The organism is Actinoplanes sp. NPDC051513 (assembly GCF_044454685.1).
Lineage (GTDB): Bacteria > Actinomycetota > Actinomycetes > Mycobacteriales > Micromonosporaceae > Actinoplanes.
In genome coordinates this window covers 369987-388519 of sequence record NZ_JBITDW010000007.1, presented here as the reverse complement: position 1 = coordinate 388519, position 18533 = coordinate 369987, and the positions used below count along the sequence as shown (strand labels likewise).

Sequence of the window (18533 nt, the reverse complement as noted above, 5' to 3'; positions counted from 1 at the left end):
GCGATTGTTGACAATCCGCGTGCGCCCCCTAGGCTCTAACCCGTAACAGCGGCGCAGCGGGGCGGAGCGCGACGCGCCACCAAGTCCCGCCGGGAACCGGGAGGCTTGGGCATGAGGACCGTCGTGGTAATCGATCCGCCGCGGGCGGACATCGACGACGCCGGCACCCTGGGCGGCTACGGCGTGGCCACCGTGCACGAGGCCCTCGGCCGGGTCGGCTATCTCGGTCCCGAGTTCCGCCCGGCCTGGCCCGGGGCGAAGATGGGCGGCACCGCGGTCACCGTGCTCTGCTGGCCCGGCGACAACCTGATGATCCACGTGGCGGTCGAGCAGTGCCGCCCCGGCGATGTCCTGGTCGTCGCGACCAATTCCCCCTCCACCGACGGCTTGTTCGGCGAGCTCTTCGCCGGCGCGTTGAAGCACCGTGGCGTGCGCGGGGCGGTGCTGGCCAGCGGCGTACGCGATGTTGCCGATCTTCGTGAGATGCAGTTCCCGGTCTGGTCCCGCGCGATCAGCGCGCAGGGCTCGGTGAAGGCGACCGCCGGGGCTGTGAACGTGCCCATCGTGCTCGGCGGCCAGACCATCCACCCCGGCGACGTGATCCTCGGCGACGACGACGGCGTCACGATCGTGCCTCGCCTCGACGTGCCGCGCGCACTGACGGCCGGCCGGGCCCGGCTCGACAAGGAGGCCGCGACCAGGGCGGCCTTCGCCGAGGGCGAGCTCGGCCTCGACCGGTACGGCCTGCGCGACAAGCTGCCCGGGCTGGGCATCGAGTACGTCTCCTATGAGGAGTACGTAAAAGGTGACTGATTATGACAGCACCGGCGTCCGCTGCATGATGCTGCGCGGTGGCACCTCGCGCGGCCTCTACTTCGAGCCGGCCGACCTGCCCGCCGACCCGGCCGAGCGCGACGACCTGCTGCTGCGCCTGATGGGCACGCCCGACCCGCGGCAGATCGACGGTCTCGGCGGCGCCACGTCGCTGACCAGCAAGGTCGCCGTGATCAGCCGCTCCGAGGACCTGTCGGCCGACATCGACTACCTGTTCTTGCAGCTCGGCGTCGACGAGCCCACGGTCAGCACCCAGCAGAACTGCGGAAACATCCTGGCGGGTGTGGGGCCGTTCGCCGTCGAGCGTGGCCTGGTCCCGGCCGGCGATCAGGAAACCAGTGTGCGCATCCGCATGGTCAACTCGGACAGCGTCGCCGTCGCCACGTTCGCCACGCCCGCCGGCAAGGTCGAGTACCGCGGCGGCGTCGTGATCTCCGGCGTTCCCCAGAGCGCGGCCGGCATCGTGCTGGCGTTCGCCGACACCGAGGGCTCGGCCACGGGCAGCCTGCTGCCCACCGGCAACATCCGCGACGCGATCGACGGCATCGAGGTGACCTGCGTCGACAACGGCATGCCGGTGGCGCTGGCGATGGCCGAGGAGTTCGGCCTGACCGGGTACGAGTCGCACGCGCTGCTCGCCGCCGACCGCCCGTTGCTCGACCGGATCGACGCGTTCCGGCGCAAGGCCGCCCAGTTGATGGGCCTCGGCGGCGATCCCGGGTCGTTGCCCAAGACCGTGCTGCTCGCCCCGCCCCGTGACGGCGGCGGGATCAGCACCCGCTCGTTCATCCCGGTGCAGCCACACACCTCGATCGGCGTGCTGGCCGCGATCAGCGTGGTCACCGGCATGCTGCTGCCCGGCGCGGTCGGTCACGAGCTCACCGCGGGCTGGCCGGCGGACAGCTCTCAGGTCGACGTCGAGCACCCCACCGGCCACCTGCTGGTCGACGTGATCGTCGACGGCAAGAAAGTGCTCCGCTCGGGTGTCATCCGCACCGCCCGCAAGCTCTTCGACGGCATCGCCTTCCCCCGCGCATAGGTAAAGGAGAGACCGTGCCCCCGCTGCATCAGATCGCGCATCTCGCGCACATCGAGCTCCGCACGCCGGTCCTCGAGGAGAGCCTCGCGTTCTTCACCAACTACCTCGGCCTGACCCCGAACGGCGAGGAAGGCGGCTCGGTCTTCCTGCGCGCCTGGGACGATTACGAGAACATCACCGTCAAGCTCACCGGCCACCGGACGAGCGGCGTCGGGCGCACGTTCCTGCGCGCGGCGAGCCCCGAGGCGCTGGAGACCCGGGTCAAGGAGATCGAGGCGACCGGCCGCGGCATCGGCTGGCAGGACGGCGACCCGGGTTACGGCCCGACCTACGTCTTCACCGACCCCGACGGCCACGAGTTCGGCCTCTACTACGAGAGCGCGTGGTTCCGGCCGGGCGACGATCTGCGCCCGGCGCTGAAGAACCAGGCCCAGGCGTACCCGGCCCGGGGTGTCAGCGTGCGCCGGCTCGACCACATCAACTACCTGGGCGTGGACGTGGTCGCCAACCGGGACTTCCTGCGGGACACGCTCGGCGCGCTGGTCACCGAGCAGATCGTGCTCGACGACGGCAGCATCGCCGGCAGTTGGACGACATTCACGAACAAGGGCTACGACGCGGTCTACACCCGCGACCGCACGAGCACGAGCGGACGCCTGCACCACATCGCGTTCGCGACCGACACGCGCGAGGACATCCTGAAGGCCGCCGACATCGCGCTGGAGCAGGGCGTCTTCATCGAGACCGGTCCCCACAAGCACGCGATTCAACAAACCTTCTTCCTGTACGTGTACGAGCCCGGCGGCAACCGCATCGAGCTGTGCAACGCGGGCGCGCGTCTGGTGATCGCTCCCGACTGGCAGCCGGTGAACTGGACCGAGGCCGAGCGGGCGAAGGGCCAGGCGTGGGGCTTGAAGACCATCGACTCGTTCCACACGCACGGCACGCCGCCGGTCGTGACCGGGGAGGACATCAAGTGATCATCGACTGCCACGGCCACTACACGACCGTGCCGGCGCCGCACACCGCGTGGCGCAAGCAGCAGCTCGCGGCCTGGGAAAACGATCAAACCCCGCCCGCCTACCCGGCGATCCCGGACGACGAGATCCGGGAGTCGATCGAGGGCAGCCAGCTGCGGCTCATGCGCGAGCGCGGCGTCGACCTCACGATCTTCTCCCCGCGCGCCTCGGCGATGGCCCACCACGAGGGCGACGAGGCGGTGAGCCGGCAGTGGGCCGAGGCCTGCAACGACCTGATCTACCGGGTCACCCAGCTCTATCCGGAAAGCTTCGCCGGGGTCTGCCAGCTGCCGCAGTCGCCGGGCGTGCCGATCGCCAACTCGATCGCCGAGCTACGCCGCTGCGTCGAGGAGCTGGGCTTCGTCGGCTGCAACCTCAACCCCGATCCGAGCGGCGGCCACTGGACCTCGGCGCCGCTGACCGACCGCAGCTGGTACCCGTTCTACGAGACGATGGTCGAGCTGGACGTGCCGGCCATGGTGCACGTATCGGCGGTGACCAACCCGAACTTCCACGCGACCGGCTCGGCGTACCTCAACGCGGACACCACCGCGTTCATGCAGTTCCTTCAGGCCGACCTGTTCGAGGACTTCCCCGACCTGCGGATCGTCATCCCGCACGGGGGCGGCGCGGTCCCGTACCACTGGGGGCGCTTTCGGGGTTTGGCCGACATGCTCCAGCGCCCGCCGCTGCACGAGAGCGTCATGGGCAACGTCTTCTTCGACACCTGCGTCTACCACCAGCCCGGCATCGACCTGCTGTTCGAGGTCATCGACATCGACAACCTCCTGTTCGGCTCGGAGATGGTCGGCGCCGTGCGGGGCATCGACCCGCAGACCGGCAACTACTTCGACGACACCCGCCGGTACGTCGAGGCGTTGGATCTTGCGATCGAGGACCGCGAGAAGGTCTTCGAGGGCAACGCCCGGCGCGTCTACCCGCGACTGGAACAGCTGATCAAAGCCTGAGGAGAGCACGGATCTTGCCTGCCGACGATCTCCGTCCGACCACCCCGCCCACCGCCCGAGACCGGACCGAAGACCCAGCTCAAGCCGCCCGGGACGCCCTGCGGGATGCGATCCTGAACGGCGAGTACCTGCCCGGCGAGCGGCTCGTGGAGGCGCAACTCTGCGAGCGCCTCGGCGTGAGCCGCTTCAACGTTCGCGCCGCCCTGCAGGAGCTCGCGGCGGACGGCCTGGTCAAGGTCGAGCGCAACAAGGGCGCGCACGTCCGCAAGGTGACCCTCGACGAGGCAGTCGAGATCACCGAGGTGCGCATGGTGCTGGAGGGCCTGGTCGCGGCGCGCGCCGCGGCCCGGGTGACGGACGCGCAGGCCAGCGAGCTCGACGAGATCGGGCTGCTGATGCGCCGGGCGGTCAACGCCGGCGAGTTCCGTCGCTACGGCGATCTCAACCAGCGGCTGCACGGGCTGGTCCGCGGCATCGCCGGCCATCACACGGCTGACGACATCATCGAGACGCTGCGCGGCCAGCTCGTCCGCCACCAGTTCATGATCTCGCTCCACCCCGGACGCCCGGCGATCTCGCTGCCGCAGCACGAGCGGATCATCGAGGCGATCCGGGACCGGGATCCCAAGGCCGCGGAGTCCGCGATGCGCGAGCACATCGCCAGCGTCATCGAGGCGCTTCGCGACATCGACGCGACGGAGTTGCGATGATCATCGCTGTTCTGGGCCTCGGCGAGGCCGGCGGCCTCATCTCGGCCGGCCTGGCGGAGGCCGGCGCCCAGGTGCGGGGGTACGACCCGCGGGTCGACCCGCCGCCCGGTGTTCAGCGATGCGGGAGTGACGCCGAGGCCTGCGAGGGCGCTGTACTGGTATTGAGCCTGAACAGCGCCGCCGACGCCCCGCAGGCCCTGGCCGACGGGATTGCCGGCTGCGGGCCCGGAACGCTCTGGGCCGACCTCAACACGGCGTCCCCGGGCGAAAAACAGAACCTGGAAAAAGCGGCAGGCGACCGCGTACGCGTGGTGGACGTGGCCCTGATGTCCCCGGTGCCCGGCCACGGCCTGTTCACTCCGATGACCGCCAGCGGGCCGGCCGCCGGCGCGTACGCCGAGGTGATGCGCCCGCTCGGCGCCGAGGTCGACGTGCTCGACGGCCCGGTCGGCGCCGCGGCCACGCACAAGCTGCTCCGCAGCGTGTTCTACAAGGGACTCGCGGCCGCCGTGCTGGAGGCGACCGCGGCGGCCCGCGCGGCGGGGCTCTCCGAGTGGCTGCGCGGCAACATCGCCGAGGAGCTGATCCGGGCGGACGCTGCCACGCTCCAGCGCCTGCTCACCGGCTCGAAGACGCACGCCGTGCGCCGGATCCACGAGATGGAGGCGGCCGAGCGCCTGCTCGACGACCTCGGCGTGCCGGCCCGGGTCACCCGGGCCAGCCGGGACTGGCTGGCCGACCTGGCCGGCGGCGCCGAGCCCTAGGTCGCCTCAAAAGCCGTACTCCGAAGCAATGTCGTCATGATTGTTAACAATCAGTTCGGGGTCCGTAAAGGCGTGCCATCTGCCGTTTCGCGTCAGCTCTGCTACGTCCAGGCAAAATCGTTGACAATCCTGTAACCGAGGCTCTAGCGTTCCAGCAGTGGCACGGGACACACCCGCGCCTCATGCGGCACGCGCAACGGTCGCGGGATATCGGTCTACGCGAATGGTAGATCGCTCATCGTCGCGCTATGTACCGATCAATTCCAACCAGTGGAAATATCCGGTCCGGCTTCGATGACGTAGAGGTTGCTGAGAAACCATGCTGAGAAAACGGCTCATCGCATTGCTGACCGTCACTGCACTGGTGGCCACCACGGCCGCCTGCGGTGGCTCGGACGACTCTTCGGACAACAACTCCGCGTCGGGCTCGCCCGACAAGGTCAAGGTCGGCGTCATCCCGATCGTCGACGTGGCCCCCATCTATCTCGGCAAGGCCAAGGGCTTCTTCACGAAGCAGAACATCGACCTCACGCTCGAGCAGGCCCAGGGCGGCGCCGCGATCGTCCCGGCCGTGGTCAGCGGGCAGTACCAGTTCGGCTTCAGCAACGTGGTGTCGCTGCTCCTCGGCTCGTCCAAGAACGTGCCGATCAAGGTGGTCGCCAACGGCAACAACGCCACGGCCGACCCCGCGAAGGACTTCAGCGGCCTGCTCGTCAAGGACCCGGCCATCACCCGCCCGAAGGACCTCGAGGGCAAGACGGTCGCCGCCAACACGCTGAAGAACATCGTGGCCACCTCGGTGAACGAGATCGTCCGTAAGGACGGCGGCGACCCGTCGAAGGTCAAGTACGTCGAGGTCGCGTTCCCCGACCAGGCGGCGGCACTCGAAGGTGGCCGCGTCCAGGCCGTCTTCCTGGTCGAGCCGTTCGTGTCCTCGGTGAAGCCGAAGGGCTGGAAGCAGCTCGGCTCGTTCGCCGCCGTCAGCCCGAACCTCATGGTCGCGGACTACTTCACCTCGGCCCAGCTGCTCGGCGAGAAGCCCGACCTGGCCAAGCGCTTCACCGCGGCACTGAAGGAGTCGCTGGCCTACGCCGACGCCCACCCCGACGAGGTGCGGCAGATCGTCAGCACCTACACGACGATCAAGGCGGACGCCGTGGCGGCCATGACACTTCCGAAGTACAACCCGGAGGTCGACAAGGCGTCGCTGGATCTCATGAACAGCCTGATGGTCAAGGATGGCCTGCTCACGGCCCCCGTCGACACGGCGAAGCTGCTGCAGTGACGACTTCGCACGGAACCCCGCGCAGGGTCGGAGACTCTCCGGCCCTGCTCGGGCTCGTGGGGCTTGTCGCCTTCGGCGCGCTCCTGGAGGTCCTGCCGCGGGTGGGCGTGCTTCCCGCGGAGTACTTCCCGCCGACCAGCAAGATCGTGAGCGCGCTCGTCGACGAGCTCGGCCGCGGCGGCTTCTGGCAGGCGGTCCTCGGCACGGTGACCACGTGGCTGCTCGGCCTGGCGATCGCGGTCATCGCCGGCATCGTGCTGGGCATCGTCATCGGCTCCATCCCGGCGCTGCGGCTCGCGACCGCGTCGACCATCGAGTTCCTCCGGCCCATCCCCTCGGTGGCGCTGCTGCCGCTGGCGATCGTGCTGTTCAGCGCCCCGATCCGGTCGATCCTGCTGCTGGTCGTCTACGCCTCCTTCTGGCAGGTGCTGATCCAGGTGCTGCACGGCGTCGCCGACGTCGACCCGATCGCCCGGGAAACCGCGGCGTCCTACCGGCTCGGCCGCTGGCGCCAGGCGCGCTACCTGGTCTGGCCGACCACCCTGCCGTACGCGATGACCGGCATCCGCCTCGCCGCGTCCGTGGCCCTGGTCCTCACCATCACCGGCGAGCTGCTGATCGGCGGCACGAAGGGCATCGGCGAGGAGATCAACGTCGCGCAGAGCAGCATCGCGGTGCCGTCGATGTACGCGCTGATCGTCGTCGCCGGTCTCATCGGCCTGGGTGCCAACCTGGCCACCCGCCGCGCCGAGCGCGTTGTGCTCGCCTGGCACCCATCGGTCCGAAGGGAGCTTCCCCTGTGACCCGCGCTCTCGGCCGGATCGGCCTGCTCCTCGGCCTCCCGGTGATCCTGCTGGTCACCTGGTGGTTCGCCAGCGCCGGCAGCACCAACTTCTACCAGCCGCCGCTGGAGACGATCATCAAGGTCTTCCCGGACACGTGGACGGCCGACCGCTTCCGCGCGGACGTGCTGCCGAGCCTCATCCGGCTGTTCATCGGGTACGGCCTCGCGCTGTTCATCGGCATCGGGCTCGGTGTGCTGATCGGCACCAACCGCCGGCTGCGCTCACTCGTCGAGCCGATTCTCGAGTTCCTCCGGGCGATCCCGCCGCCGGTGCTGGTCCCGATCCTCATTCTCATCGCCGGCATCGGCAACCCGACCAAGGTGCTGGTCATCGTCGTCGGCGGCGTCTGGCCGGTCCTGCTGAACACTGTGGAGGGTGTGCGCGGCGTCGACGAGGTCCTCTCCGACACCTGCCGCAGCTACAAGATCCACGGCTGGCTGCGGATGCGCACCTTCATCCTGCGTGCGGCGAGCCCGCAGATCGTCGTCGGCGCTCGCCAGGCGCTGTCCATCTGCATCATCATGATGGTCATCGGCGAGCTGCTCGGCGCGACCAACGGCCTCGGCTACACGGTCGTCGAGTTCCAGCGCGGCTTCCAGATCCCCGAGATGTGGAGCGGCGTGTTCGTGCTCGGACTGCTCGGTGTCCTGCTGTCGCTGGCCTTCACCCTCGTCGAGCGGCGAGTCTTGAACTGGTACCACGGAGCGCGCGCCGCTGAGCGCAGCGGACACTAGGAGGAGCTGTGCTGGAAGTCCAGTCGCTGCGCAAGACGTACGGCGGTCAAGGCCGCACCGTCGAGGCGATCGGCGACATCACCCTGACCGTGGACGACGGCCAGTTCGCCTGTGTAGTCGGCCCGTCGGGCTGCGGCAAGACCACGCTGCTGCGGTGCCTCGGCGGCCTGCTCACACCCACCTCCGGCGAGGTGAAGGTGAGCGGCCAGGTCGTGACCGGCCCGCCCGACGGCGTCGCAATCGTCTTCCAGGAGTACGGCCGCAGTCTGTTCCCCTGGCTGCGCGTCGCCGAGAACATCGAGCTCCCACTCAAGTCGAAGGGCATCGCCAAGGCCGAGCGGCAGAAGCTCGTCGCCGAGTCGCTCAAGGCGGTCAGCCTCGGCGACGCCGGCAAGGCGTATCCCTGGCAGCTCTCCGGCGGCATGCAGCAGCGCGTCGCGATCGCCCGGGCGATCGCGTTCCAGCCCAAGGTCATGCTCATGGACGAGCCGTTCGCGGCGGTCGATGCGCAGACCAGGGCCGACCTGGAAGACCTGGTCCGCGCGGTGTGGAAGCAGTTCGGCATGACGATGCTGTTCGTCACCCACGACATCGACGAGGCGGTCTACCTGGGACAGCGGGTCGTCATGCTCTCCTCGTCGCCGACCCACGTGCTGGAAAACCTCGACATCGACCTGCCCGACGAGCGCGACCAGCTCAAGACCCGCTCGGACGCCCGCTTCGTCGAGCTGCGCACGCACGTCTACGCCCGCATCCAGGAGGCCAAGGGCGCGAAGGGCGCCAACGGCCAGTCGCCGGTGGGTACCTCTTCCTGACGCGAGTCACGCCGACCGGGCCGGCGCCGGCGCCAGGGCGTGGCCCGGCTCGCCGACGACGGCGTGGATCACGTCGTCCAGCGTGATCACGCCGAGCGGCCGCCTGCCGTCGCTGACCAGCACGATGTGCAGGCGGTCGCGGCGCATGGCGAGCAGCAGGTCGGCGAGCGTCCGCTCCGGCGGCACCACCGCGAGCGGGCGGATGATGTCGGCGGTGATCGGCAGGCGGCGCTGCCCCGCCGCGTACCCGAGAATGTCTTTGACGTGCACGAAGCCCAGCACCCGGCGGGTCTCCCGCTGCAGGACCGGAAAGCGCGAGCGGCCCGTGCGGGTCGAGATCGCCTCGATGGTCGCCGGTGACACGTCGTCGGCGACCGTGGTCACGCCCGACCATGGGCGGAGCGTGTCGGCGGCGGTGCGGTCGTTGAGGCCGAGCGCGGCGTGGATCCGCGCGTACTGCTCCGAGCCGAGCAGGCCCTCGCTGCGCGCCTGGGTGACCATGCCGGCCAGTTCCTCGGCCGTGAAGACGGTCTTGACGGCGTCGGTCGCCTCGACCTTCCACAGCTTGAGCACCGTGCGCGAAGCCCAGCGCATCGCGTTGAGCAGCGGCTTGGTCGCGGTGCAGAAGGCCAGCATGAATGGGCCGAGGATCAGCGCCGCGCGCTCGGGGCCGGCCAGCGTGATGTTCTTGGGCACCATCTCGCCGATGACCGTGTGCAGGAAGACCACCACGACCAGGGCGAGCACGAACGAGACCGGGTGCAGCATGTCCTCGGGGAAGCCGAGCGCGGCGAACGGACCCTCCAGCACGTGCGCGAGGGCCGGCTCGGCGATCGCGCCGAGGCCGAGCGAGCAAACTGTGATGCCCAACTGAGCGCCGGCGATCATCAACGGAATCTGGCTCATCGCCGAGAGCGCCCAGCGGGCCGGCTTGGAGGTGGCGGCGAGCGGCTCGAGGGCGGTGCGCCGCGAGGCGATCAGCGCGAACTCGCCGCCGACGAAGACGCCGTTGCCGATCAACAGCAGGATCGTGACCAGGATTTTAGTCATCGGCGGGCTCCGGCGCCGGCGCGACGACGCGCACCTGCTCGATGCGATGCCGGTCGACCTCCATCACGGTGAACTCCCAGCCGTGTTCCTCGAACGACTCGCCCACCACCGGGATGTGGCCCAGCCCGGCGAGCAGGAAACCGGCCAGCGTCTCGTATGGCCCCTCGGGCAGCGTGAACCCGGTCTGCTCCATCAGCTCGTCCTCACGCAGCAGCCCGTCCACCACGTACGTCTTGCCGCCGCTCGGCGCGGTCAGCTGCTGCGCGCCGGCCTCCTCGACGTCGGCGTCGTACTCGTCGGTGATCTCGCCGACCAGCTCCTCGATCAGGTCTTCGACGGTGACGACCCCGTCGGTGCCGCCGTACTCGTCGACCACGATCGCCAGGTCGGCGTCCGCCGCGCGCAGCGCCGCGAGCACCCGGTCGAGGCTGAGGCTTTCCGGCACGTACACGGGCTCTTTGGCGATCGTCGCGACGCGAGTCGCGGCACGGCGCTCGAGTGGCACCCCGAGCGCGTCCGGCACGCCGACCACCCCCATGACCACGTCGATGGTGTTCTCGTAGACAGGAAAGCGGGTGTGCCCGGTCTCGCGCGACACCGCGATGAGATCGGCGACGCTCGCGGTGTTCCGGAGCCCGACCACGTCGACCCGCGGGGTCATGGCCTTGGCCGCGCGCTTCTCGCCGAAGCGGATCGTGCGGCGCAGCAGCGTCGCGGTCTCGGTGGGCAGCGCGCCGGCCCGGGCGCTGATCGCCGCGAGCAGGCCCAGCTCCTCGGGCGAGCGGGCGCTGGCCAGCTCTTCCTGCGGCTCGATGCCGATCCGGCGGACCAGCCAGTTCGCCGACCCGTTGAGCGCCGCGATCAACCATTTGAACAGCCGCGAGAAGGTGCGCAGCGGCGCCGCGGTCGCCAGCGCGATCGGCATCGGCCGGGCCAGCGCCGCGTTCTTGGGGACGAGTTCGCCGAAGAGCATCGACAGCAGCGTGGCGACGATCAGCGCGAGCGCGTGGGTGATCCCCTCGGTGGCGTCCCCGGCGATCGGCTTGACCAGCGGGTCGAAGAGCTTCGAGAGGGCCGGTTCGGCGAGGTACCCGGTGAGGATCGTGGCCAGCGTGATGCCGAGCTGGGTGCCGGAGAGCTGGAACGAGAGATTGTGCAGGACGTGCTGCACGGTGCGGGCCCGCCGATCGCCCTGTGCCGCGCGGGTGTCGATCTCGGCGCGGTCGACCGTAACGAGCCCGAACTCGGCCGCCACGAAGAACGCGTTCGCCGCCGTGAGCAGCGCGAACGCCGCCAATGGGAGCACCGCGGTCAGGAGCACGCCGTCCATGATCGGTTTCACCTCGGTCCTCATTGTGCCGGACCGGCCATTCGCATGCGTGAACACGGGCGCGTGAAGTACGTGTGCCGCACCACCCGCTACCGTCGAAGGATGAGCCTTCCCGAGGAGTTCCTCCTGCTGGCCTACGACGAGGACGGCACACCGCTGACGGACGGCACCCGCCTGGACAACGGGCTGGGCGGGGCGATCCTGCTCGAGCTGGCGCTGGCCCGCCGCCTCGACATCGAGGACAAACGGGTGGTGGTCGTCGATCGCGGGCCGATCGGGGACGCGCTCACCGACGAGGCGCTCACCCGGATCGCCGAGGACAAGCCTCGCAAACCCGGCCACTGGGTCACGAAGCTCTCCAAGCAGGCCCGCCCCCGCATCCTGGAGAAGCTGGTCGCCGACGGCGTGCTCACCGTCGAGAAGGACAAGGTGCTCTGGGTCTTCCCCCGCACGAAGTACCCGTCGGCGAACGGCGAGCCGCCGGCCGCCGAGGCCGACGCCCGCGAGCGGATCCGCGCGGCGGTGCTCGGCACCGGCGTGGTCGAGCCGCGCACGGCCGCGCTCTGCGCCCTGGTCGCCGCCACCGAGCTCGACCGCAAGATTCTCGGCGGGGTCGACCGCAAGCGGGTGACGGCCCGGCTCAAGGAGATCGGCGAGGGCGCGTGGGCCGCCGACGCCGTGCGCAGGACGATCGAGGAGATCCAGGCCGCCGTGATGGTCGCGATCATCGCGTCGACCACCGCGGCGACTGCGGGGTCGAGCGCCTAGACCTCTTGCTTGAGTGAGCGGAGCAGTACCGTCGCGACGTCGACGACTTCGACGTTGTCGTGTTCGGCTTTGGCGGTGACGCCGTCGCCGATCATGGTGTGGCAGAACGGGCAGCCGACCGCGATGGTCTTGGCGCCGGTGGACAGGGCTTCCTCGGTGCGTTCGATGTTGATTCGCTTACCGATTTTCTCTTCCATCCACATCCGGGCGCCGCCGGCCCCGCAGCAGAACGACCGCTCCTGGTTGCGCGGCATCTCCACCAGGTTGGCGGATGAGCCGAGGACCTCGCGGGGGGCGTCGAAGACCCGGTTGTGCCGGCCCAGGTAGCACGGGTCGTGGTAGGTGACATCACCCGCGATCGGCTCGACCGGGGTCAGCTTCCCGGTCGCGACCAGATGGGCGAGCAGCTGGGTGTGGTGCACGACCTCGACCTTCAGGCCGAGTTGCTCGTACTCGTTGCCGAGCGTGTTGAAACAGTGCGGGCAGGTCGCGACGATCTTCTTGACCTTCGCCTCGGTCAAGGTTTCGACGTTCTGCTGGGCCAGCATCTGGAAGACGAACTCGTTCCCGATGCGGCGGGCCGGGTCACCGGTGCAGGTCTCGCCCTCGCCGAGGATGGCGTAGTTGACGCCGGCTTCGTGCAGCAGTTTCGCGACGGCCTGGGTGGTCTTCTTGGCCCGGTCTTCGAATGCGCCCGCGCAGCCGACCCAGAACAGGTACTCGAAGTCTTCGGTCTCGCCGACCCGCGGCACCGCGAAGTCGAGGCCTTTGGTCCAGTCTTCGCGGGTGTTCGGTGGGGCGCCCCACGGGTTGCCCTTGTTCTCCAGGTTGCGCAGCATCACGCCGGCCTCGGACGGGAACGACGATTCGATCAGCACCTGATACCGGCGCATGTCGACGATGTGATCGACGTGCTCGATGTCGACCGGGCACTGCTCGACACACGCGCCGCAGGTGGTGCACGACCACAACACGTCCGGGTCGATGACGCCCTGCTCGTCTTCGGTGCCGATCAGCGGGCGGTTGCCCTCCGCGAGCGCGAGGACGTCCAGGTGCGCAAGCTGGGCCGCGGTCGCCTTCTCCTCACCGGTGAGGTCTTTACCGCCGCCGGCCAAAAGATAAGGCGCTTTCGCGTACGCGTGATCGCGCAGTGACAGAACGAGCAGCTTCGGCGACAGGGGCTTGGCGGTGTTCCAGGCCGGGCACTGCGACTGGCACCGGCCGCATTCCGTACACGTGGAGAAATCCAACAGCCCCTTCCAGGTGAACTGCTCCACCTGAGCCACACCGAACTGGTCCTTCTCCGGATCGGCCTCCTCGAAATCGAGAGGCTTGCCCGCGCTCATCATCGGCCGCAACGCACCCAAGCCGGAGCCGGCCGGCTTCTCCGGGCTGCGCTTGAAGAAGATGTTGAAGAACGCCAGGAAACGGTGCCAGGCCACCCCCATCGTCGGGTTCAACCCGATCGTGATCAGCCAGCCCATCGAGATCAGCAACTTGGCCAGCGCGACCCAGGTCGGCCCGTCCGCGGCGGCCGGCAGCACGTTGCCCACCGCGTGGCTCAATGGGGTGGCCCAGCCGGGGAACTCGAAGGTGTCGTTGGCGACCTTGAACCCGCGAATCAGGAACCCACAGATGAGCACACCCAGGATGACCGCCTCGACGAAGTACGCCTGCCACATCGTCGAGCCGAGGAACCGGGACCGCTTCGCCCTGATCGCCTTCTGCCGCACGTAGATCAGATAGAGGATGCCGGCTAGGCCGAGGATGCCGATCCACTCGGTGACCAGGCCGTAGACGAGCCAATGGCCGACGACCGGCAGCCCGCCCTCGGGGTCGACGACCTCGAAGTAGGCCTCCACGACCAGCAGGAACAAGATCATGAAGGAGACCATCACGAACCAGTGCGCCGCGCCGATCGCCGACCACTTCAGCATCCGGGTATGACCCAGCGTCTCGCGCAGCATGGTCGCCGTGCGGGTGCCCTTGCCGGCGAACCGCTCCGGAGCCGGCTGACCCTTCCGGATCACCGAGGTGATCGTCAGAACCGCCCGCACCGCCAGCGCGACAGCCGTGATCGTGACGGCGCCCGCCAGGACGGTGGCGATTATCTGCGCGATCCCCATCAGCGTGTCCTCCTCGATCGGCTGCCCTATGTTACCCGCGAGTAATAGCGACCTCAAGTTGCACTGTCAGTGCATATTGTTGAGGTCTATCAAGGGCGCTGCCGGCGTGCGAAAGCGCACCCCGCTCCGATCGCGGGGTGCGCTTAAACAGACGAAGGTCACATTACCCGCACCAAACGGGCATCGCGGGCCTAACGCCAGCGGGACAGAAGGCCCAGCGAGGCGACCATGCAGCCGAAGCCGACCGCGAGGTTCCAGTACGACCAGGACTCTACCGGCCACTTCTGCGAGGACAGGTAGTAGACGACGAGCCAGGCGATGCCCACGACGATCAGCGTCACCGCGGTGATCGGCAACCACGTCGGGCTCGGCTTCTTGGACGCCGCCGCAACCGCCGGACGGACGTCCGTCGGCGGGGTGTAGACCTTCTTCTTGCGAACCTGAGACTTCGGCACGGTGCTCTCCTGAAGGGCAACAAGTGGTGAACAACCCACCGCTGAGCGGCTCGGGATGCCCCGACTGCTGCCCGTGGCGAATACTGTTCGACAGCTAGCGTAGTCAAGGCGGCGCGCAGAGAGGCACCCGCCAGGCGAGGAAAATGCGGCGGGCCGCATTTCGGGAGGTACGAGGACTTGGAGTACACGACCGGCGCGCCGTCGTGGCGGCTCGTGTTGCGGCGTGCGCTCAGGGGGCTGCGACCCCGAACGGGTGGCGCACGCACCCGGTGGACGGTCGGCGTGCCGCTGATCGCCCTCGTCGCCGGCCTGCTGTTCACCACCTCGGCGCGCACCGCCGACGGCACGCAGCTTCGCGACGACCGGCGGCCCCAGCTCGCTCAGCTCATCGCCGACAAGCAGGTGCGCCTCGACGCCCGGGAAAAGACGGCCGCCAAGCTGCGCGCCGAGGTCGACCAGGACACGGCCCGGCTCGCCGAGGTCGACCAGCCGGTCAAGGAGGCCCGCGAGCGGGCCGACGCGCTGCGGGCCCAGGCCGGGTTCACCGCGCTGCACGGGCCGGGCGTCACCGTCATCCTCAACGACTCGTCCCGGCGCGGCGCCGACCTGGGCCCGAACGCGCCCGACAACGACGATCTCGTCGTCCACCAGGGTGATGTTCAGGCGGTCGTGAACGCTCTCTGGGCAGGTGGCGCCGAGGCAATGTCGATCATGGATGTCCGCGTCGTCTCGACCAGCGCGGTACGCTGTGTCGGCAACACGCTGCTACTTCATGGCCAGGTCTTCTCACCACCATTCAAGATCACGGCGATTGGCGAACCCACAGCGATGCATCGCGCGTTGGAATCCGCGGAGGGAGTCCAGCAATTCCGCGATGCGGTCGCCGACTTCGGCCTCGGCTACACGGAAACCGTGGAGAGGAACGTGACTGTGCGGGCGTACGACGGGTCGAGTGACCTCCGATCCGCTCGGGTTGCCGAGTAATGACAGATCCAGAGACCCCGCCGGCGGGTACCAACTCGGGCCGGCACCGCGCTCCCGACGGTGACGCCCAGACGGCGTACATCCCGCGGATCACCGACGCGTCACCCGATGGTGTGCCCGGCGGGCCGCTGGCGCCCCAGGTAGGCCTCGGCGCCCCGGCCACGCAGACACCGCCACCCGCGGCAGTCGCGCCACCGGTGGCCGCCCGGCCAACGTCGCCGCCGCCCGCGCAGCCGGTGCCGCCGCCCGCCGCCGCATCGCGGCCCACGCAGTCGGCGCCCCCACCCGCCGCCGCATCGCGGCCCACGCCGCCGCCCGCGCAGCCGGTTGCCCCACCCGCGCACCCCGCTGCGCCACCTGCGCACCCCGCTGCGCCACCTGCGCACCCCGCTGCGCCACCCGCGGCCCCGCCTACGCAGCAGGTGGCCTCACCCGCCGCCGCATCGCGGCCTCTGCCGCCGCCCGCGCAGCCGGTTGCGCCACTCGCGCACCCCGCTGCGCCGCCTACGCAGCAGGTTGCTCCACCCGCCGCCGCATCGCGGCCCCTGCCGCCGGCCACACCCTCCGTTGCCCAGCCGGCGCACCCCATTGCCCAGCCAGCGCACCCCATTGCCCAGCCAGCGCACCCCGTTGCCCGGCCCCCGCAGCCAGTTGTGCAGGCCGCGCAGCCAGTTGCGCAGCCGGCGCAGCCGGTTGTCCCGCCTGTGGTCGCCTCTCGAGCCGTGCCGCCTCCGGCTCCGCAGCCGCTTGCCCAATCCCCGGCCGCCGACACCGCCGTGATCCGCACTGACGCCGCCGCGGAGCGTCGCATAGCGGCGGTCCGCGACAACTACACGCAGCCGACGAATCCCCACGTTTCCACCAACGTGCCCAGCCTTTCCCCCGCGGTCGACGAGGTCCACGCAGCGGCCACGGCCGCCCGGCGCCGCGACCCGGAGCTGCCGCCGACGACCACCCCGCCCGACAGTTCCTTCAGCTTCTTCGGCGCAGCAGCCGGCAACGGGGCCGCAGCCAGCAACGGCACAGCGGCGAGCAACAGCGCGGCAGGCGGCATCGGCACGGCAGCTGGCAACAGCGCGGCCACCGGCAACAGCGCTGCAGCCGGCAGCAGCACGGCAGCGGCCAACGGCACCGCACCCGGCAACGGCACCGCACCCGGCAACGGCACGGCGGTCAGCAACGGCATGGCCGCCGGCAGCGCCGCACGTAACGGCCATGACGTCAGCATGCGCCCGTCCCAGCCGAGCGCCGCGGCCGCTTACTCACCGCCGGCCCGCGCCCACAGCGACGGCTTCCCGCACCCGCCGGCGAGTCCCTACACGCCGACCAGCCCGGCCACTCCCGGCTACCCACCCGCGCAGTCCGCCACCCCGGCCTACTCCGCAGCGTCGCCCTATGGGGCCACCCAGCCACTTCCGACCGCGCGGCAGGACCCCAACCAGACGGCCGTCATCCGCGTCCCGGACGCGCCCACCGGCGTACTCCCCTCTCTGCAACCGCAAGCCACCACCCAGCCGCCACCCGCGCTCAAAGCCCCGACCGCCCTCATGTCCGCGGTTCCCGGGCTTGCCGCCAAGGCAGCGAAGGCCGGCGCCGACCCCGACGTCGCTCTCGGCGCGGCGGCGGCGCCCCAGGTCCGGCCGGGTGGCCTCGACAAGGCCCCTCTCCCCACCGAGGAGTCCGACGACGTGCAGCCGAAACGCGGCGAGCGGGTGGTCAAGCTGCGTCCCGAGCAGACCGACGAGGGCTACAAGAGCGTCTATTCCGAGCTCACGCGCCCGACGCTCGGCTCGCGGGTCCGGGCCGGCATCCGCATCTCCGGCGAACTGATGATCACCTTCGGGTTGATCGTGCTGCTGTTCGCGGGCTACGAAGTCTTCGGCAACTCGGCCAAGGTGCAGGACGAGCAGAATGCGCTGACCGACGAGCTCGACCAGCAGTGGAACGATCCGACCGTCGGCCCGTCCACCGCGCCCACCACGCAGGGCCCGGCCGCGCCCGGCGCCAGCCTCGTCGGCCGTCTGTACATCCCGAAGCTCGACAAGGAGTGGGTGGTCGTCAACGGCGTCCGCCCGCAGGACATCAAGTACGCCCCCGGCCACTACCCGGACACCGCGATGCCGGGCCAGGTCGGCAACTTCTCGGTCGCCGGCCACCGCATCCGCAAGATCTTCTGGCGGCTCGACGAGCTCAAGCCGGGCGACGTGATCGGGGTGGAGACCCGCGACTTCTGGTACGTCTACAAGGTCTACGGCCATGAGGTGGTCACGCCCGACGCCGTCGAGGTCGTCGCCGCGGTGCCCGACAAGCCCGGCGCGAAGCCGACCAAGGCGCTGCTCACGCTGACCACCTGCAACCCGAAGTTCAACAACTACCAGCGGCTCATCGTGCATGCCGAGCTGGCCACGAAGGTGCCGCGCAACCAGTCCCTGCCCGATGCCGGCATGCCGGCCGAGATGAAGACGAAGGCGTAGGCGATGTACGCCTGGATCTGGCGCAAGCTCCCGTTCGGCGTCTGGGGCAAGCTGGTCGGCTCGATCGGCCTGACCGTCGCCGCCGTCGCCCTGCTCTGGTACGTGGTCTTCCCCTGGGCGACCCCGCTGCTGCCCTTCGACGACGTCCAGGTCGGCGCGGACACCCAGCAGGGCCCGGCCCAGGAGGACCCCAACGCGGTCACCTCGGGCGGCGCCGACAGCGGACCCGACGCGATTCCCTACAGCACCGAGTCCAACGCCCCGCATCCCTCGACCTCCGCGACGCCGAAGAAGAGCCCGACCGGCGGCGGTAACGTTCTCCCAGGTGACTGA

19 protein-coding genes are annotated in these 18533 nt (G+C 69.7%); 14 read left to right on the top strand and 5 right to left on the bottom strand.

Annotation, left to right across the window (positions count from 1 at the left end):
* The first annotated feature begins 111 nt into the window (after positions 1-111).
* From ACIA5D_RS24810 to ACIA5D_RS24765, 10 genes are all read left to right on the top strand, one after another.
* Positions 112-813: a 4-carboxy-4-hydroxy-2-oxoadipate aldolase/oxaloacetate decarboxylase gene (locus ACIA5D_RS24810; RefSeq protein WP_396032531.1), complete on the top strand. Its 702-nt coding sequence runs from the start codon at positions 112-114 to the stop codon at positions 811-813.
* Positions 806-1873 carry a 4-oxalomesaconate tautomerase gene (locus ACIA5D_RS24805; protein WP_396032530.1) on the top strand — a complete coding sequence of 356 codons (1068 nt, stop codon included), beginning with the start codon at positions 806-808 and terminating at the stop codon, positions 1871-1873. The genes ACIA5D_RS24810 and ACIA5D_RS24805 overlap by 8 nt, the downstream gene beginning before the upstream one ends.
* Positions 1874-1887: 14 nt before the next feature.
* The gene (locus ACIA5D_RS24800) at positions 1888-2853 is read left to right on the top strand and encodes a VOC family protein (protein WP_396032529.1); all 966 of its coding nucleotides are present in this window, start codon (positions 1888-1890) and stop codon (positions 2851-2853) included.
* Positions 2850-3860, top strand: a complete 1011-nt coding sequence (locus tag ACIA5D_RS24795) for an amidohydrolase family protein (protein WP_396032528.1) — start codon at positions 2850-2852, stop codon at positions 3858-3860. Before ACIA5D_RS24800 ends, ACIA5D_RS24795 begins: the two co-directional genes overlap by 4 nt.
* Positions 3861-3874: 14 nt before the next feature.
* Complete coding sequence (locus ACIA5D_RS24790) at positions 3875-4570, top strand: GntR family transcriptional regulator (protein ID WP_396032527.1); 696 nt, start codon at positions 3875-3877, stop codon at positions 4568-4570.
* Positions 4567-5334 carry a DUF1932 domain-containing protein gene (locus ACIA5D_RS24785; RefSeq protein WP_396032526.1) on the top strand — a complete coding sequence of 256 codons (768 nt, stop codon included), beginning with the start codon at positions 4567-4569 and terminating at the stop codon, positions 5332-5334. Before ACIA5D_RS24790 ends, ACIA5D_RS24785 begins: the two co-directional genes overlap by 4 nt.
* 319 nt (positions 5335-5653) lie before the next feature.
* Entirely contained in the window at positions 5654-6619 is a 966-nt protein-coding gene (locus ACIA5D_RS24780; RefSeq protein WP_396032525.1) for an ABC transporter substrate-binding protein, read from the top strand.
* Complete coding sequence (locus tag ACIA5D_RS24775; RefSeq protein WP_396032524.1) at positions 6616-7422, top strand: ABC transporter permease; 807 nt, start codon at positions 6616-6618, stop codon at positions 7420-7422. The genes ACIA5D_RS24780 and ACIA5D_RS24775 overlap by 4 nt, the downstream gene beginning before the upstream one ends.
* Complete coding sequence (locus ACIA5D_RS24770; protein WP_396032523.1) at positions 7419-8198, top strand: ABC transporter permease; 780 nt, start codon at positions 7419-7421, stop codon at positions 8196-8198. The genes ACIA5D_RS24775 and ACIA5D_RS24770 overlap by 4 nt, the downstream gene beginning before the upstream one ends.
* Before the next feature lie 8 nt (positions 8199-8206).
* Positions 8207-9013 (top strand): ABC transporter ATP-binding protein, encoded by an 807-nt coding sequence (locus tag ACIA5D_RS24765; protein WP_396032522.1) that lies wholly within the window; start codon positions 8207-8209, stop codon positions 9011-9013.
* Between the two features lie 6 nt (positions 9014-9019).
* Here ACIA5D_RS24765 and ACIA5D_RS24760 read toward each other — a convergent pair whose 3' ends face one another.
* The gene (locus ACIA5D_RS24760; protein WP_396032521.1) at positions 9020-10063 is read right to left on the bottom strand and encodes a hemolysin family protein; all 1044 of its coding nucleotides are present in this window, start codon (positions 10061-10063) and stop codon (positions 9020-9022) included.
* On the bottom strand, positions 10056-11393 hold the full coding sequence (locus tag ACIA5D_RS24755; protein WP_396032635.1) for a hemolysin family protein: 1338 nt from the start codon (positions 11391-11393) through the stop codon (positions 10056-10058). Before ACIA5D_RS24755 ends, ACIA5D_RS24760 begins: the two co-directional genes overlap by 8 nt.
* A gap of 102 nt (positions 11394-11495) precedes the next feature.
* On the opposite strand from ACIA5D_RS24755, the gene ACIA5D_RS24750 reads away from it, so the two are divergent.
* Positions 11496-12161, top strand: a complete 666-nt coding sequence (locus tag ACIA5D_RS24750) for a GPP34 family phosphoprotein (RefSeq protein WP_396032520.1) — start codon at positions 11496-11498, stop codon at positions 12159-12161.
* On the opposite strand, the gene ACIA5D_RS24745 is transcribed toward ACIA5D_RS24750, so the two are convergent.
* Positions 12158-14287, bottom strand: a complete 2130-nt coding sequence (locus ACIA5D_RS24745; RefSeq protein ID WP_396032519.1) for a (Fe-S)-binding protein — start codon at positions 14285-14287, stop codon at positions 12158-12160. The two genes, ACIA5D_RS24750 and ACIA5D_RS24745, sit on opposite strands and share 4 nt — an antisense overlap.
* Positions 14288-14478: 191 nt before the next feature.
* Complete coding sequence (locus ACIA5D_RS24740) at positions 14479-14742, bottom strand: cell division protein CrgA (protein ID WP_396032518.1); 264 nt, start codon at positions 14740-14742, stop codon at positions 14479-14481.
* Positions 14743-14919: 177 nt separating this feature from the next.
* On the opposite strand from ACIA5D_RS24740, the gene ACIA5D_RS24735 reads away from it, so the two are divergent.
* A complete protein-coding gene (locus ACIA5D_RS24735) occupies positions 14920-15726 on the top strand; it encodes a DUF881 domain-containing protein (protein WP_396032517.1) in 807 nt (268 codons plus the stop codon).
* Between the two features lie 428 nt (positions 15727-16154).
* Here the strand turns inward: ACIA5D_RS24735 and ACIA5D_RS24730 are convergent, their stop codons facing one another.
* A complete protein-coding gene (locus ACIA5D_RS24730) occupies positions 16155-16481 on the bottom strand; it encodes a hypothetical protein (RefSeq protein ID WP_396032516.1) in 327 nt (108 codons plus the stop codon).
* A gap of 21 nt (positions 16482-16502) precedes the next feature.
* On the opposite strand from ACIA5D_RS24730, the gene ACIA5D_RS24725 reads away from it, so the two are divergent.
* Together ACIA5D_RS24725 and ACIA5D_RS24720 are read left to right on the top strand one after the other, a co-directional pair.
* The gene (locus tag ACIA5D_RS24725; RefSeq protein WP_396032515.1) at positions 16503-18200 is read left to right on the top strand and encodes a class E sortase; all 1698 of its coding nucleotides are present in this window, start codon (positions 16503-16505) and stop codon (positions 18198-18200) included.
* A gap of 3 nt (positions 18201-18203) precedes the next feature.
* A complete protein-coding gene (locus ACIA5D_RS24720; protein ID WP_396032514.1) occupies positions 18204-18533 on the top strand; it encodes a hypothetical protein in 330 nt (109 codons plus the stop codon).